Genomic DNA, 14,264 nt, shown 5'->3' with positions numbered 1-14,264 from the left:
GTCACCATGCCTCCCGCCGGGCGCGCAGGATGAGAATGAGGAAGAATGGCGCGCCGACCAGCGAGGTGAGGACGCCCAGCATCACCTCCTGCTCGGTGGGGATCAGGCGGGACACCAGATCGGCCAGCGTCACCAGCACCGCTCCGCCGAGCGCACTCGGCAGCAGCAGGCGGCTTGGTTCATGCCCGACCAGCGGGCGCAGCAGATGCGGCACCACCAGCCCGACGAAGCCGATCGAGCCGGACGCCGCCACCGACGCCCCGACCGTCGCGGCGCTGCCGCCGACGACGGCCAACCGCAGCCGGGCCAGATCGACCCCCAGGCTGCGGGCCGCATCCTCGCCCAGGGCCAGGGCATCCAGCCCGCGGCCGGTGGCGAGCAGCAGGCCGAAGCCGGCCAGGATGAAGGGAAGTGCGGTCAGCGCATCGGCCGGCGTCCGGTCCTTCAGCGACCCCATCAGCCACATCAGCATCTCGGTGACGGCATAGGGGTTGGGCGCGAGGTTCATCGCCAGGGAGGTGAGGGCGACGGCGAGGCTGGACAGCGCGACCCCCGCCAGAATCAGGGTCAGGCTGCCGCCGTCGCGGGCGGCGACCGCCAGCACGAGGCAGGTCGCGACGAGAGCGCCGGCCATCGCCATGGCGGGAAGCGCATAGGGCGACAGCGCCGCGAAGCCGAAATAGAAGGCGATGACCGCGCCCAGCCCTGCGCTCGCCGAGACACCGATCAGCCCCGGTTCGGCCAGCGGGTTGCGCAGCAATCCCTGGAGCGCCGCGCCGGCGATGCCGAGCGCCGCTCCGACCTCGATCCCGAGCAGCAGCCGGGGCAGGCGGATTTCCCGGATGACGGCGACCGTCAGGGGATCGCCGGCACCGAAGACACCGGCGATCACGCCGGCCAGCGGAAGCGGAGCGTAGCCGATGGCGAGGCCGGCGGCGGATGCGGCCAGCAGGGCGACGGCGAGGCCGGCCAGCAGAGGAAGAGTGCGCATGGATCAGGGCATTCCATTTGATGGGGGCGGCGGCGGAAGCTGCCGCAACCCGCGGGTCAGGGCTTCGGCCGCCTCGACCAGGAACCAGCCACTGCATACCCAATTGTTGCCGGGCACCGCCACCGTCGGCGTGGCCGAAGCCCGGCGGGCGAAGGCGGGATGCTCCCCGAAGGCGCGCCGCAACGACCGGTCGGGACTCTCGAAGAAACTTGTCACCAGAAGACCGGGCGGGTTGAGGACGAAGCTCTCCAGATCGTAGCCGGTCCAGCCCGACCGCCCTTCGACGGTCGCCTGGTTGGTCAGGCCGGCCACCGTCATCACCTCGTCGACGAAGGTTCCGGCCGCGGCGCTGCCGCCGCCCGGACGCAGGTAGAGCGCCGTCCGGCCGGCACCGGCGTTCTCCGTCCGCACCGCGGCCAGCCGCCGGCGGACCTCGTCGTTGAGGCGTGCGCCTCGGTCGGGATGACCCAGAGCCTCGGCAACCGTCGCCGTCACCGTCTCGATGTCCTCGAAACGCTCGGCCAGCGGGATGCGCACCACCCGCACGCCGAAACGTTCCAGCAATTCCAGGGTCTTGTGGTCGCTCCAGGCGTTGGCGAGAACCACCTCGACGCCGAGCGACAGGTAGGTCTCGGCACTCGGCCGGAACTGCGGGTAGGAGGCCGCCTCCCCGGCCTTGAACGACAGCCAGGGGTCGGCGGCTTCCGGCGACAGAGCGGCGATCTGGTCGGGATCGGCCAACGCCAGAAGATACTGGTCGCCGCACACGGTGGCCGATGCCGCCCGCGGACCGGCGGCATCGGCCATCCCCATCGGGATGGCCGCGGTCAGAAGGCCGGCCGCCGCCAGGCGGAGGATCAGCCGCCGCACCGGAACCCCTTCCCGCTACGGTCGATAGGATCGCTCTCCAGCCCGAGATAGCGCTGGCGGAACCCGTCCCACATCGACAGTCGGCTCCAATCCGGCTCCTTCAGGATGCGGTCGTTCTCGCCGAGGAAGGGGTTGGGGAAGAACAGTGTCATCTGCTGTTCGCCCTTGCCGTTGAACAGCCGCAGCCCCCAGCTCCGCGGAGCGCCGTCGTCCCCCAGGACGCGGTACATCTCGGCCCGCGCGGTCCGGCGGATGCGGGCAAGCTCAGGATCGGCCGGGTTGCGCGGCGTGCCCCGGTGGGGGCCGATGCAGACGTGGAAATGCCACGTCCCGAAATCGACGGTCAGGTAGCCGTCGAACAGCGACACCTTGCGCGGGGCGTTCGGCGCGCGGATCTCGAAGACGGCCCCCTGGACCAGCGTGCCGAACACGATGTCGCGCCACCATACCTCGAAGGCATCCTTCAGCATGGCCAACAGCAGATCCTGATCGGTGGGCAGCGGGAAAATCTCGACCCGGCCCATGCCGGGCTCCTCGACGACGTGCGCGGCCACGGAAGACGCGGTGCTCATGGAAAGGAATCTCCTGGGAATGGCGGGTCAGAAGCGCGCGGACAGGCCGGCATAGGCCGAGCGGCCCGGTGCGGCATGGCCGTAGACTTCCTCGTAGCGGCGGTTGAACAGGTTTTCGACGCGGCCGTGCAGCGTCACCGCCTCGGTCAGGTCGTAGGACAGCCGGAGATCGGCGGTGAGGAAGGCGCTGCCGGTGCCGTAATTCTCGATCATGTCGCGATAGCGCAGGCCGAGATTGGCGTAGGCCTCGGGCAGGAAGCGCCAGCCGACCGACGCGCTGCCCTGGTGAAGCGGCAGGTTGCGCAGCCGCTGCCCGGTGTTGGCGTTGAGCACGCTCTGCCAGGAATAGGCGACACGAAAATCGGTCGTCGCGGTCGGGCGGGCGGCCAGCTCAAGCTCCAGCCCCTGCGCCTTCGTGCGATCCACGTTGACATAGCCGCCGCCCGAACAGGCCGGGCTGGTTGCCGGGCCGTACAGCCAGTTGATCTGGTCGAGGGTGCTGGCCTGGAAATAGGTCGCCCCCGCGGTCAGTTGGCCGCCCAGCAGCGACTGCTCGATGCCGGCATCCCAGCCGCGGCTGCGTTCGGGCCGCAGGCCGGCCCGCCCATAGCAGGGATCAAAGCGTTCGTAGAGCGACGGCGGCTGCCATGCCGTGCCGTAGCTGGAGCGCAGGGTGGTTCCGGTTTGCACGATCCGGTAGGCGGCGCCGAGCCTCCAGGTTCCCTTCCCGCCATATTCGCTGTGGCGGTCGCCGCGGATCGTCGCCGACAGGTCGAGCGGCGCCACCGGCGTCACGCCGATGGTGGCGAAGCCGCCGCTGCGCCAGGTGTGCGACCGCATATCCGGCGCGAGCGGCGCGAAGCCCGGCGTGTGCTGTTCCATGCTTTCGCGGGTGGCGTCGGCCCCGTAGCCCAGCGTTACCCGGTCGGACAGCTTGGCGATCGCCGCGTAGTCGAGGCGGGTCTTGTGGCCGTCATAGGTGTCGCCCCTGGTTCCCTCGCCCCAATACTGCCGGGTGATGGCGGTGTTGGCGACGCCGAAGCTGTGAACCAGCCTGCCGCCCAGGCTGTCGAGCGATCCGCCCAGGCGCAGGAACCGTTCGGTCTCGTCGCGCGACCAGTCGTTGTCGCCGTCGGCGGGATCGTAGGTCAGGGTCTTGCGCTGGTATCGCGCCGTCGCATCCAGGCGCAGTTCGTCGGTCGCCTGGACACCGATCCGGCCGGCCGCCGCCCATTGCCGGAACGGGTCGTTCTCCTGTCCGCCGCGCCACCGGCTGAAATCCGAATAGCCGTCGGACCAGGTTCCGGAAAGCGAGGCGCGGAAATCCACCCTCTCCCGTGCCCCGGACAGCGACGCGTTCGCCCGCTTGGTGTCGAAGCTGCCGTATTCGGCGCCGACCTGTCCGCCGAGCGGGCCGGCCGGCCGGCGGGTGACGATGTTGACCACGCCGCCGCCGGCATCCGGCCCGAAGCGGCCCGGCTGCGGGCCGCGCAGAACCTCGATGCGCTCGATGTCGGCCATGTCCATTTCGCCGGCCGCATAATGCGACTGCGACTGGCTGGTGTCGCTCATCTCGACGCCGTCGATGAAGATGCGGGTGTGGCGCGGCCCAAGCCCGCGCAGCCGCAAGGTCTGGGCACCGCCCGGCGCCTGCCGGCCCGACAGGGTGACGCCGGGAACCAGCCCCAGCGCGTCGTCGAGACGGCGGATCTGCTGGCGCGCGATCTCTTCGGCGCCGATCACGCTCGAGGCGGTGGTCGCCTGCTCCTGCGGTACCGACACCTCCTTCGGCGCGGTCACCTGCAGGGGAGCGAGTTTGAGTTCCTCCGCCGACGCGACGGTCGGTGCGGCGGTCGACACGACGGCGGCTCCGGCCGCAACCCCGAGACCGGCCAAAACGAACCGATAGCAAGAATGCCTGGTGGAACGGCTTGTCTGCATGCTCTGCCACGTCCTGATACAGGCATGGAGGCGCGTTCGCACAAGCGGTGCGGCCGCAAAGCCGCCCGTCCGGGGACGCACATCCATGCCGGCCCCGGAGACCGGAGCCGTTGAACGGGCGTTGCCGAATGGACGCCGCGACGCGGGGGCCCGCGCCTGGAGAACCATTCACCTGCGGCGAATTTCACGGAGGATGAATCATCCCGGAATCCGGCCGCGGCAACGCCAATGGACGCGTCACCACGACGGGTTTCCGCACCTCCGACACACCCCGATCGAAGGCAGAGTGACGCTGTCGGAGGCAGGTCTCCTGGCTTGCGGGTCGTCATCCGGCACCGCCTTCCCGATCGGGGTCCATGGACCTCCGGTCAGTGGCTCGTTGGCGCCGACTCGCCGCTCACAGTTGCGGGGACAGCCACGGCTTGCATCAGGCGTGGGCGCCTGTCGCTTCCGTCGTTCCCTTTTAATCTCCCGGCTTGCGCCTGGAAGAACCGCCGACAATGCTTGTGGTAATAAAGGCGGGCGGCGGGCCTGTCAACCACCGGAACCGTTCGAGGTATGCGGACCGGTGGGTTTGACCAATGGCGGAGCGGCACCGTCCTGCCCAGCCGGCCGTTCGACCGGTTCCGCAGCCGTGGAACCGTCAGACGGCGATCTGAGCCGCTCCCCGCCTTCGGGACAGGTTCACATCGACTGATGAACGGTGGTGGATGACGGCTGACGCCGCGCGGCGCGGAGCACGCCGGTGAGCGCGAGACTCACCACGGCCAATGCGACGAAGACGGCGTAACCGCGGGCATAGCCGATGCTCCCCAGCCATTCGACCATACCGCCGAGCAGCGGCGGAACCACGAAGCCGCCCAGCGCCCCCAGGCCGCCCACCCAGCCCGACGCGCCGCCGACGGCGTCGGGCACATAGAGCGGCACCATGCGGAACACGGCCGCATTGGTGACCCCCATGCCGGCCGCGATCAGGAACTCGCCGATGACGGCGGCGGTAAAGCCGGTGGAGAGCGTCATGATCGCCGCCCCGATGAGAAGCACGGCCAGGGCCATGATCGCGACGGCTTCGCCGCCGAACCTGTCGGACCAGCTTCCCCCCGGCACCCGGATCAATGAGGAGAACAGGGAGAAACCGGCGGTCAGGCCGATGGCGGTCCAGTAGGAGGCCGCATGGAAGCTCTGCCAATAGGTCGGCAGCCAGGCGGTCAGCGCCAGGAATCCTCCGAAGCTGGTGAAATAGAGCATGACGAGCGCCCAGGTCCGCCATTGCCGGGCCGCGCCCATCAGCGTCGCCACGGCGCTCGTCTGCGGAAAGAACTCCTGGCCCAGCCTGGCCGCCTCGCGGTTCGCCTCCGCCCGTGGAAGGCCCTGGCTCTGCAGCTGGAACGACCAGGCGTTCTGCCCGAGAATGTAGTAGAGGACGATGCCGCAGATGACGATCGTCAGCGAGATCAGGTAGGCGGCCCACAGCCCCCACAAGCCGATGATCAGCGGCAGGACGATGGAAACAAGACCGGGCGACGTGTTGCCGAGCCCGCCATAGACGCCGAGCGCCCATCCCTGGCTGCGCTTGGGGAACCAGTAGGACACCTGGCTGATGCCCACCGAGAAGGTGGCGATGCCGCAGCCGCCGAGCGCGCCGAACAGCAGCAGCAGCGGATAGGCGGACTGGCCCAGCCTGTCGGGATAGAGGGTCAGCAGCATCCAATAGAGACCGCCGATTCCCACCACCGACAACAGAAGCAGCAGCAGGAGCGGCAGCTTGCCGCCGGTGGTGTCGACCCAGGCGCCGAACGGAATGCGCAGCAGCGATCCGGTCAGCATCGGGATCGCGACCAGGAAGCCCACCTGGGTCGGCGAGAGCTGCATGACCTGGACGAAGTTCTGCGCCGTCGGTCCGAACAGGGCAACGGCGCCAAAACCGATGAAAAAGCCGATCGTCGCTCCGGTCAGCGCCATGTTGGGGCTGCCGCGCAGCTTGATCGCCCGGTTGGTTGGGTTCTGATGCGCCACTCTCGTTCCTCCACATCGATGGACAGTCGCCCACACCCGAAACTCCGGACCGGAGCGCGGCCCCGATCCGATGCCGGGCGGCGCGCGGCAGCCTACCCGCCGCAGCCCTTTCCGCCGCAGCCGCCCCCCGCCGCCGGCTTGCGGCCGGGCTGCGGTCCCGAGGACGGAAGGCCGCCGGTGCAGGATGATCCCGCCGGCCAGGCCGAGGGGCGCGGCGGAGCGTTTTCGCCCTCGAACAGATCGAAGCCATCGATGCGGGCGCTCGCGGCGAGCGATGCGATGTATCCCTGCACCCCCTGCCGCCAGCTCGCCTCCTGCAGGAATTCGGCGATGCGCGCCTTCACGGCGTCGAAGGGCGGCACCTCGCCTGTCTTGCCGGCGAGAACCCGCAGGATGTGCATGCCGTAACGGCTCTCGACCACCTCGGGGAAGACCTCGCCCGGCCGCAGTGCCGCAAGGCTGGCTTCGAATTCCGGCACCGTGCTGCCGCGCTTGATCCAGCCGAGATCGCCGCCCTGCGTTTTCGACGGGCAATCGGAAAACCGCTGCGCCAGACCGGTCAGGCTGTCGGGATCGGCCAGCACGTCGCCGAGCAGCGCCTGCGCCCTCCCCCTCGCCTCCTGTCTCTGCCGCTCATCATGCGGATCGGCCGCGAGCAGGAGGTGCTGGACACGCCAGACATCCGGTGCGCGCAGCCGCTCGCCGTTGCGCCCATACCAGCGCCGCAACTCGTCCTCGGTCGGTTCGGGAATGTTCAACGCCTCGTCGAGGAGGCGCCGGATCGCCGCCTCGTCGGCATCCTCCCCCGGTTCCGGGTCGTCGCCGCCGATGCTCCGGGCCTCGGCCTCGGACAGCAGAAGCTGGCGGATGATCAGCGCGCGCACCGCATTCTCCCACGCGGCCGTCGGCGCCGGGGCATCCTGAAGCTGGACCTCCAGGGAGATCAGATCCTCGTGGATCACCACGCCGTTGACCGCGATTGCCGGCCGTCCGCTTTGGGGCTCGCCTCCTTGCACGATCAAACGCCCTCCTTGGCGATGTTCGCGTTGCGGCGCACGATCTGCCAGGCCGGGCGGGCGATGAACCAGATGGGCGCCGACCAGACATGCACCATGCGGGTGAACGGCACGAGCAGGAACAGTGTCATGCCGGCGACGAGGTGCAGCTTGTAGATCCAGGGAACGTCCTGAACCAGCGCCGCCGAGCCCGGCTGGAACGTCATGATGTTCCGGCACCATTCGGACAGCACGAGCATGTAGGTGCCGTCGCTGTTGGCGACCGAGACCGGGATGCCGACGATGCCGAGCCAGAGCTGGAAATAGATGAAGAAGAGAATGAACATGTCGGTCGGCTTGCTGGTGCGCCGGACCCGAAGGTTGAACACCCGCCTGACGATCAGCCCCAGCCCGCCGATGGCGCCGAGCAGGGCGAATATCCCGCCGAAGACGATCGCCATCCATTGGTGCTCCTTGACCGAGAGCCCGAGCGCATGCTGCCAGCTCGGCGGCGTCAGCAGGCCGACGAAATGGCCGACGAAGAGGCCGAGGATGCCGATGTGGAATAGGTTGCTCGCCCACACCAGCTGATGCCGGTTCAGGAACTGGCTCGACTGGCTGCGCCAGCTGAACTGGCTGCGGTCGAACCGCGCCCAGCTTCCCAGGAAGAAGGCGATCATGCAGAGATAGGGAAAAAACCCGAACAGGAACTGGTTCAGCCAATCCACGGCATGTCCTCCTCGATTCGTGTCTGTGACCCCGTCCTTCAGCACTTGTCCGTGGCGCGGGCGGGAGGCAGGTCGCGGTTGAATTCCCGGACGAGGGCGGCGGCCTTGGAACAGGGGCTGTCGGCCGCCGCCGGCTCCATGAAGTTGACGGGCGCCTCTTCGTACTGCGCGTCGAGCGCCTCCGGCGTGTCAGCCGGTTCCGGTTCGGAAAGGCGCGCCTCGATGGTCTCGCGGTCGGCCTGCCGTCCTCCCAGCGTTTCGACCGCACGGAAAACGGCGGCGTAGGGGCTGCCGCGCTTCTCCAGCCGCTCCGCCAGAAGGGCGACGACCTCGGCGATCTCGCCGATCAGAGCCCGGGCTTCCGCCTCCCCGTGAAGCGAGGCGAATTCAAGGAACACCGGGATGTAGTCGGGCAGTTCGTCGCCCGTCAGTTCCAGCCCCATGCGGTTGTAATCCGCGACGAGGTCGGCCATCGCCTGCCCGCGTTCGCGCGAATCGCCGTGGACATGCCCGAAAAGATAGAGGGACAGCGACGGGTTGCGGTCGAACAGGGCGATGTAGGTGCTTTGCGCCTCAAGCAGATCGGTCGAGGCCAGGCCGTCGCAGAAGGCGGCGACGCCGTTGCGGTCGCGGTCCGGCAATCCCGACGCCCGCAGGACGGCGGCGATCTCCGGCAACGCTTCGATCAGGGCCGGGCCCGGATAGAGCAGCAGCCCGGCCAACGCTTTCGCAGCAAGCATGGCTCATTTCCTGTTCAGCGGGAACCGCTCGCCCCGTGTCTTGCGCGTGTCCTGGCCCCACAGCATGAACCGGCTGTTGCCCTCCGATGTCATCTGGCTGAAATGGAAGCCGGCGATGCCGCGCTGGTCGTAGGCGCTCTCGGCGATCTCCTTGTGGGCGGTCGGGATGACGAAGCGGTCTTCGTAGTTGGCGATGGCCATGATGCGATACATGTCCTCCGCCTGCCGCTCGCTGAGGCCGACCTCATCGAGCGGCGCGGTATCCCGGACCTCCTCGACGTTACGCCGGCGCATGTAGGCCCGCAGCGCCAGCAGCTTGCGCAAGGCGGTGCGGACCGGCTCCTCCCGGCCGGCTGTCAGCAGGTTGGCGAGGTAGCGCACGGGGATGCGAAGGCTGGCGACGTCGGGGATGCCCTCCACGGTGGCCAGCGCCCCGGCGTCCGCCGCCTCCTGGATCGGCGACAGCGGCGGGATGTACCAGACCATCGGCACCGTCCGGTATTCCGGGTGAAGGGGGAACGCCACCTTCCAGTCGCAGGCCATCTTGTAGACCGGCGACCGCTGCGCCGCCTCGATCCAGCTGTGCGGCACGCCGTCCGCCTTCGCCTGCTCGATCACGGCGGGGTCATGGGGATCGAGGAAGATGTCGAGTTGGGCCTGATAGCAGTCCTGGACGTCGGGCTGCGAGGCCACTTCGAGAATGCGGTCGGCATCGTAGAGCATGACGCCTAGGTAGCGGATGCGGCCGACGCAGGTTTCCGAGCACACTGTCGGCAACCCGGCCTCGATGCGCGGATAGCAGAAGATGCACTTCTCCGATTTGCCGGTGTGCCAGTTGTAATAGACCTTCTTGTAGGGGCAGCCGGTGACGCACATGCGCCAGCCGCGGCATTTCTCCTGGTCGACCAGGACGATGCCGTCCTCCTCGCGCTTGTAGATCGCGCCGGACGGACAGGCGGCGAGGCAGGTCGGGTTCAGGCAATGCTCGCAAAGGCGCGGCAGGAACATCAGGAAGCTGTTTTCGAACTCCCCATAGATCGCCTTCTCGACGTCCTTGAAATTATAGTCGTGGGAGCGCTTGGCGAATTCGGTGCCGAGGGATTCCTCCCAGTTCGGCCCCCAGGTAACCGTCTCGATGCGCTCGCCGGTGACGATCGAAACCGGCCGGGCGGTCGGCGCCGCCTCGGCTTCGTCCACGCCGTGGATGTAGGAATATTCGAAGTCGAAGGGTTCGTAATAGTCGTCGATCTCCGGAAGCTCGGGATTGGCGAAGATTTTGGAGAGGATGCGCCAGCGTCCGCCGGTCTTCGGCCGAAGCGCGCCGCCGCGCCCCAGCACCCAGCCGCCGCGCCATCGCTCCTGGTTCTCCCAATCCTTGGGGTATCCGATGCCGGGCTTGCTCTCGACATTGTTCCACCATGCGTATTCGATGCCCTGGCGCGTGGTCCAGACCTGCTTGCAGGTCACCGAGCAGGTGTGGCACCCGATACATTTGTCGAGGTTCAGCACCTTGCCGATCTGCGCGCGTATTTTCATTATTGTCCGCTCCCTTTCGCCGCCGTGGCGTCTTCGGTGACCATCACCGGCCGCTTCTCCTCAAGGGGGCGGTCGCGCCAGTCCACCGTCTTCATCTTGCGCAGGATGATGAATTCATCGCGGTTGGAGCCGACCGTGCCGTAATAGTTGAAGCCCCAGGATAGCTGCGCGTAACCGCCGATCATGTGGGTCGGCTTCATCACGATGCGCGTCACCGAATTGTGGATGCCGCCGCGGTTCTGCGTGACTTCGCTGCCGGGTACGTTCGCGGTGCGCTCCGCCGCGTGGTACATGAAGGCGGCGCCGCGCGGGATGCGCTGGGAAACGACCGCGCGGGCGACCAGGGCGCCGTTGCGGTTGAATGCCTCGATCCAGTCGTTGTCCTCGATCCCCGCAGCAGCCGCATCCTTTTCGCTGATCCACACGATCGGGCCGCCGCGCGCCAGCGTCAGCATGATGAGGTTTTCGGTGTAGGTGCTGTGGATGCCCCATTTCTGATGCGGCGTCAGGAAGTTGAGGACAAGCGGCGGGTTGCCGTTGTCATGTGTCCGCGCCAGATCCTGCGAGGCGGACCGGGTGTCGATCGGTGGGCGGTAGGTGGCGAACTGCTCGCCGAAATCGCGCATCCACGGGTGATCCTGATACACCTCCAAGCGGCCGGTCAGGGTGCGCCAGGGGATCAACTCGTTCACGTTGGTCCAGCCGGCGTTGTAGCAAATCTCGTGGCTCTCGATTCCCGACCAGACCGGCGAGGTCAAAATCGGGCGCGGCTGGGCGGCAAGGTCGCGGAACTCGATCTTCTCGTCGGCGCGCCGGGCGATGAGATGGGTGTGGTCGCGGCCGGTCACCTTCGACAGGGCCTGCCAAGCCTTCAGCGCGACATGGCCGTTGGTTTCCGGGGCCAGGGACAGCACGGTTTCGATCGCGTCGAGGTCGCTGACCATGCGCGGCCGTTCGCTGTCCTCGCGCTCCGGCGGGTTGACCCGGCGCAGGCGCTCGACCTCCTCCTTGGTGTCCCAGACCAGCCCCTTGGCGCCGTTGCCGCGCTCCTCCAGAAGCGGGCCGACACTGACGAATCGGTCGTAGATCGCGGTGTAGTCGCGCATCACCCTGGTGATGGCCGGCATGCTGCGGCCCGGTACGCCCTCGGCCTCCCCGCGACGCCAGTCGGTGCCGCCGTAGGGCTGGGCAAGCTCCGTCGGCGTATCCTTCAGGCAGGGAGTCAGCACGACATCCTCCTCGATGCCGAGCTGGCCCGGAGCGAAGCGCTGAACCGTCTTGGCGATGTCGCGGAAGATCGCCCAGTCCGTGCGCGAGCCCCAGACCGGATCCACCGCGGCCTGGAGCGGATGGATGAAGGGGTGCATGTCGGAGGTGTTGAGGTCGGCCTTCTCGTACCAGCTCGCCGTCGGCAGCACGACGTCGCTGAACAGCGTGGTCGTGTTCATGCGGAAGTCGATGGTCACCAGCAGGTCGAGCTTGCCCTCCGGCGCGGTTTCGTGGCGAACGACCTCCACCGGCCGCTGGTCGCTTTCCTCGTTGAGGACGTTGTTGCGCGCACCCAGCAGGTGCTTCAGGAAATATTCGTGCCCCTTGCCGCTCGCGCCGAGCAGGTTGGAGCGCCACACGAACAGGTTGCGTGGCCAGTTCTCCGGCGCGTCCGGGTCCTCGCAGGCCATGCGCAGCCCCCCGCTGTTGAGCGCGCGTGCGACATAGGCCGCCGTGTCCTCGCCCTTGTTGCGGGCCTCCCGCGCGACGGCCAGGGGATTCGCCATCAGCTGCGGCGCGCTCGGCAGCCAGCCCATGCGCTCCGCCCGCACGTTGCAGTCGATGATGGTGCCGGGCCAGCGCGCCGGATCGGCCAGCGGCGAGATCTGCTCGGACAGCTCCATCCGCTCGTAGCGCCACTGGTCGGTGTGGGCGTAGAAGAAGCTGGTCGAGTTCATCTGCCGCGGCGGCCGCCCCCAGTCCAAGGCGAAGGCGACCGGGAGCCAGCCGGCCTGCGGGCGCAGCTTCTCCTGCCCGACGTAATGTGCCCAGCCGCCCCCGGAGCGGCCGATGCACCCGCACAGGATCAGCATCGTCATCACCGCCCGGTACGACATGTCCATATTGTACCAGTGGTTGAGACCCGCCCCGATGATCACCATCGAGCGTCCGTTCGTCGCCTCGGCGTTGGCGGCGAAGCCGCGGGCGACGGCGATGCAGCGGTCGCGCGGCACCCCGGTGATCGCCTCCTGCCAGGCGGGCGTGAAGGGCGCATCGTCGTCGTAGCTTCCGATCCCCTTGCCATCCGCTCCGCGCGCGACGCCGTAGTTGCCGAGCATCAGGTCGAAGACGGTCGCGACCTTCACGGCGCGCCCGTCCTTCAGGGTCACCGAGCGCGCCGGAACGTCGCGGTTCTGCACCGGCGCGTGCCGGCTCAGGCCGAACTGCCCGGTGGTGCCGAAATAGGGAAAGGCGACGGAGACGGTCCCTTCGCCGAGCAAGCTCAGCCGTGGCGCGATCCCGCGTCCGTTGCCGTCCTTCGGGTCGAGATTCCACTTGCCCTGTTCGTTCCAGCGGAATCCCGCAGTTCCCTGCGGCGCGGCGATCTCGCCCGTCGCCTCGTCGATCACCACCGGTTTCCAGTCCGGGTTGTTCGACTGGCCGAGCCCGTCCGGGAAATCGGCGGCCCGGAGCATCCGGCCCGGCGTCAGCCCTTTCGGACCCTCCTCCAGAATCACCAGGAACGGCAGGTCCGAATAGCGGCGGACATAGTCCTGGAAATACGGGACCTGCCGCTCGACGAAGAATTCCCGCAGGATCACGTGGCCCATCGCCAGGGCCAAGGCGGCGTCGGTTCCCTGTATGGGATGGAGCCAGAGATCGGCGAAGCGGGCGACCTCCATGAAGTCCGGGGCGATGACCACGCTTTTCGCGCCGCGGTACCGCGCCTCGGTATAGAAATGGGCATCCGGCGTGCGCGTCAACGAGACGTTCGAGCCCCAGAGCAGCAGATATCCGGCGTTGTACCAGTCGGCCGATTCCGGCACGTCGGTCTGTTCGCCGAAGGTCTGCGGCGAGGACGGCGGCAGATCGCAGTACCAGTCGTAGAAGGACATGCACACGCCGCCGAGCAGGCTGAGATAGCGCGTCCCCGCGGCGTAGCTGATCATCGACATCGCCGGAATGGGGGAGAAGCCGACGACGCGGTCGGGCCCCCACCGCTTGACGGTGTGGATGTTGGCCGCGGCGATCAGTTCGTTGATCTCGTCCCATTCGACGCGCACGAAACCGCCGAGCCCGCGCACCCGCTGATAATGTTGCCGTTTGGCCGGGTCGTCCTGGATCGAGGCCCATGCTTCGACCGGATCCATCGTCTTGCGCGCATCGCGCCACAGGGCGATGAGACGGCTGCGCACCAGCGGGTATTTGATGCGGTTGCTGCTGTAGAGATACCACGAGTAACTCGCCCCGCGTGGACAGCCGCGCGGTTCGTGGTTCGGCAGATCGGGGCGGGTGCGGGGATAATCCGTCTGCTGAATTTCCCAGGTGACCAGCCCGCTCTTGACGTAGATCTTCCAGGAGCAGCTCCCGGTGCAATTCACGCCATGGGTCGACCGGACGATCTTGTCGCTCTGCCACCGCGAACGGTAATTGTCCTCCCAAGCTCTGTTCTCGTCAGTGACGACGCCAAGGCCGTCCGAGAATTTTTCTTTGTATTTGCGAAAAAACAGCAGTCGGTCGATGAACTGACTCATGGTTCCCCCAGTCGGATCATACAGACGAGCAGTTTAGGCGAGCGCAAGAGGCTCCATGGTCGGCGGAAAGCGGCGGTAGATCATTTTTTGATGATCAGCAATCCACTATAGACTTGAGGCATTCCCATTCAA

The 14,264-nt window shown here is 67.6% G+C and carries 10 protein-coding genes and 1 riboswitch; all 10 genes read right to left on the bottom strand.

Annotation, left to right across the window (positions count from 1 at the left end; all coding sequences use genetic code 11):
* Window position 1: 1 nt before the first annotated feature.
* The 10 genes from DM194_RS21720 to DM194_RS21675 all read right to left on the bottom strand — a co-directional run bounded on the left by DM194_RS21720 (window position 2) and on the right by DM194_RS21675 (window position 14,132).
* On the bottom strand, window positions 2–991 hold the full coding sequence (locus tag DM194_RS21720) for a FecCD family ABC transporter permease (RefSeq protein ID WP_111069622.1): 990 nt from the start codon (window positions 989–991) through the stop codon (window positions 2–4).
* A 3-nt stretch (window positions 992–994) separates the two neighbouring features.
* Window positions 995–1,861 carry an ABC transporter substrate-binding protein gene (locus tag DM194_RS21715; RefSeq protein WP_111069621.1) on the bottom strand — a complete coding sequence of 289 codons (867 nt, stop codon included), beginning with the start codon at window positions 1,859–1,861 and terminating at the stop codon, window positions 995–997.
* The gene (locus tag DM194_RS21710; RefSeq protein ID WP_111069620.1) at window positions 1,849–2,433 is read right to left on the bottom strand and encodes a DUF7676 family protein; all 585 of its coding nucleotides are present in this window, start codon (window positions 2,431–2,433) and stop codon (window positions 1,849–1,851) included. The genes DM194_RS21715 and DM194_RS21710 overlap by 13 nt, the downstream gene beginning before the upstream one ends.
* 27 nt (window positions 2,434–2,460) lie before the next feature.
* Complete coding sequence (locus DM194_RS21705) at window positions 2,461–4,293, bottom strand: TonB-dependent receptor plug domain-containing protein (RefSeq protein ID WP_246024505.1); 1,833 nt, start codon at window positions 4,291–4,293, stop codon at window positions 2,461–2,463.
* A gap of 364 nt (window positions 4,294–4,657) precedes the next feature.
* A riboswitch (cobalamin riboswitch) is annotated at window positions 4,658–4,885 on the bottom strand.
* Window positions 4,886–5,058: 173 nt separating this feature from the next.
* On the bottom strand, window positions 5,059–6,336 hold the full coding sequence (locus DM194_RS21700; protein ID WP_111069756.1) for an MFS transporter: 1,278 nt from the start codon (window positions 6,334–6,336) through the stop codon (window positions 5,059–5,061).
* Window positions 6,337–6,482: 146 nt separating this feature from the next.
* Window positions 6,483–7,406: a peptidylprolyl isomerase gene (locus tag DM194_RS21695; RefSeq protein WP_246024544.1), complete on the bottom strand. Its 924-nt coding sequence runs from the start codon at window positions 7,404–7,406 to the stop codon at window positions 6,483–6,485.
* Between the two features lie 2 nt (window positions 7,407–7,408).
* Window positions 7,409–8,113 carry a respiratory nitrate reductase subunit gamma gene (gene narI, locus DM194_RS21690; protein WP_111069617.1) on the bottom strand — a complete coding sequence of 235 codons (705 nt, stop codon included), beginning with the start codon at window positions 8,111–8,113 and terminating at the stop codon, window positions 7,409–7,411.
* Window positions 8,114–8,151: 38 nt separating this feature from the next.
* A complete protein-coding gene (gene narJ, locus DM194_RS21685; protein WP_111069616.1) occupies window positions 8,152–8,853 on the bottom strand; it encodes a nitrate reductase molybdenum cofactor assembly chaperone in 702 nt (233 codons plus the stop codon).
* Between the two features lie 3 nt (window positions 8,854–8,856).
* The gene (narH, locus tag DM194_RS21680; RefSeq protein ID WP_111069615.1) at window positions 8,857–10,389 is read right to left on the bottom strand and encodes a nitrate reductase subunit beta; all 1,533 of its coding nucleotides are present in this window, start codon (window positions 10,387–10,389) and stop codon (window positions 8,857–8,859) included.
* Complete coding sequence (locus DM194_RS21675) at window positions 10,389–14,132, bottom strand: nitrate reductase subunit alpha (protein WP_111069614.1); 3,744 nt, start codon at window positions 14,130–14,132, stop codon at window positions 10,389–10,391. The genes narH and DM194_RS21675 overlap by 1 nt, the downstream gene beginning before the upstream one ends.
* Window positions 14,133–14,264: the final 132 nt, after the last annotated feature.

It is taken from the genome of Azospirillum ramasamyi (assembly GCF_003233655.1).
GTDB lineage: Bacteria > Pseudomonadota > Alphaproteobacteria > Azospirillales > Azospirillaceae > Azospirillum > Azospirillum ramasamyi.
Note: the sequence above shows the minus strand (reverse complement) of the source record. Positions and strands in the feature narration are given on the sequence as shown.

What these genes read in the sequence shown, in the direction of transcription:
- DM194_RS21720 (WP_111069622.1), bottom strand. Translation starts at nt 991, where the DNA reads ATGCGCACTCTTCCTCTGCTGGCCGGCCTCGCCGTCGCCCTGCTGGCC.
- DM194_RS21710 (WP_111069620.1), bottom strand. Translation starts at nt 2,433, where the DNA reads ATGAGCACCGCGTCTTCCGTGGCCGCGCACGTCGTCGAGGAGCCCGGC.
- DM194_RS21700 (WP_111069756.1), bottom strand. Translation starts at nt 6,336, where the DNA reads ATGGCGCTGACCGGAGCGACGATCGGCTTTTTCATCGGTTTTGGCGCC.
- narJ (WP_111069616.1), bottom strand. Translation starts at nt 8,853, where the DNA reads ATGCTTGCTGCGAAAGCGTTGGCCGGGCTGCTGCTCTATCCGGGCCCG.
- narH (WP_111069615.1), bottom strand. Translation starts at nt 10,389, where the DNA reads ATGAAAATACGCGCGCAGATCGGCAAGGTGCTGAACCTCGACAAATGT.
- DM194_RS21675 (WP_111069614.1), bottom strand. Translation starts at nt 14,132, where the DNA reads ATGAGTCAGTTCATCGACCGACTGCTGTTTTTTCGCAAATACAAAGAA.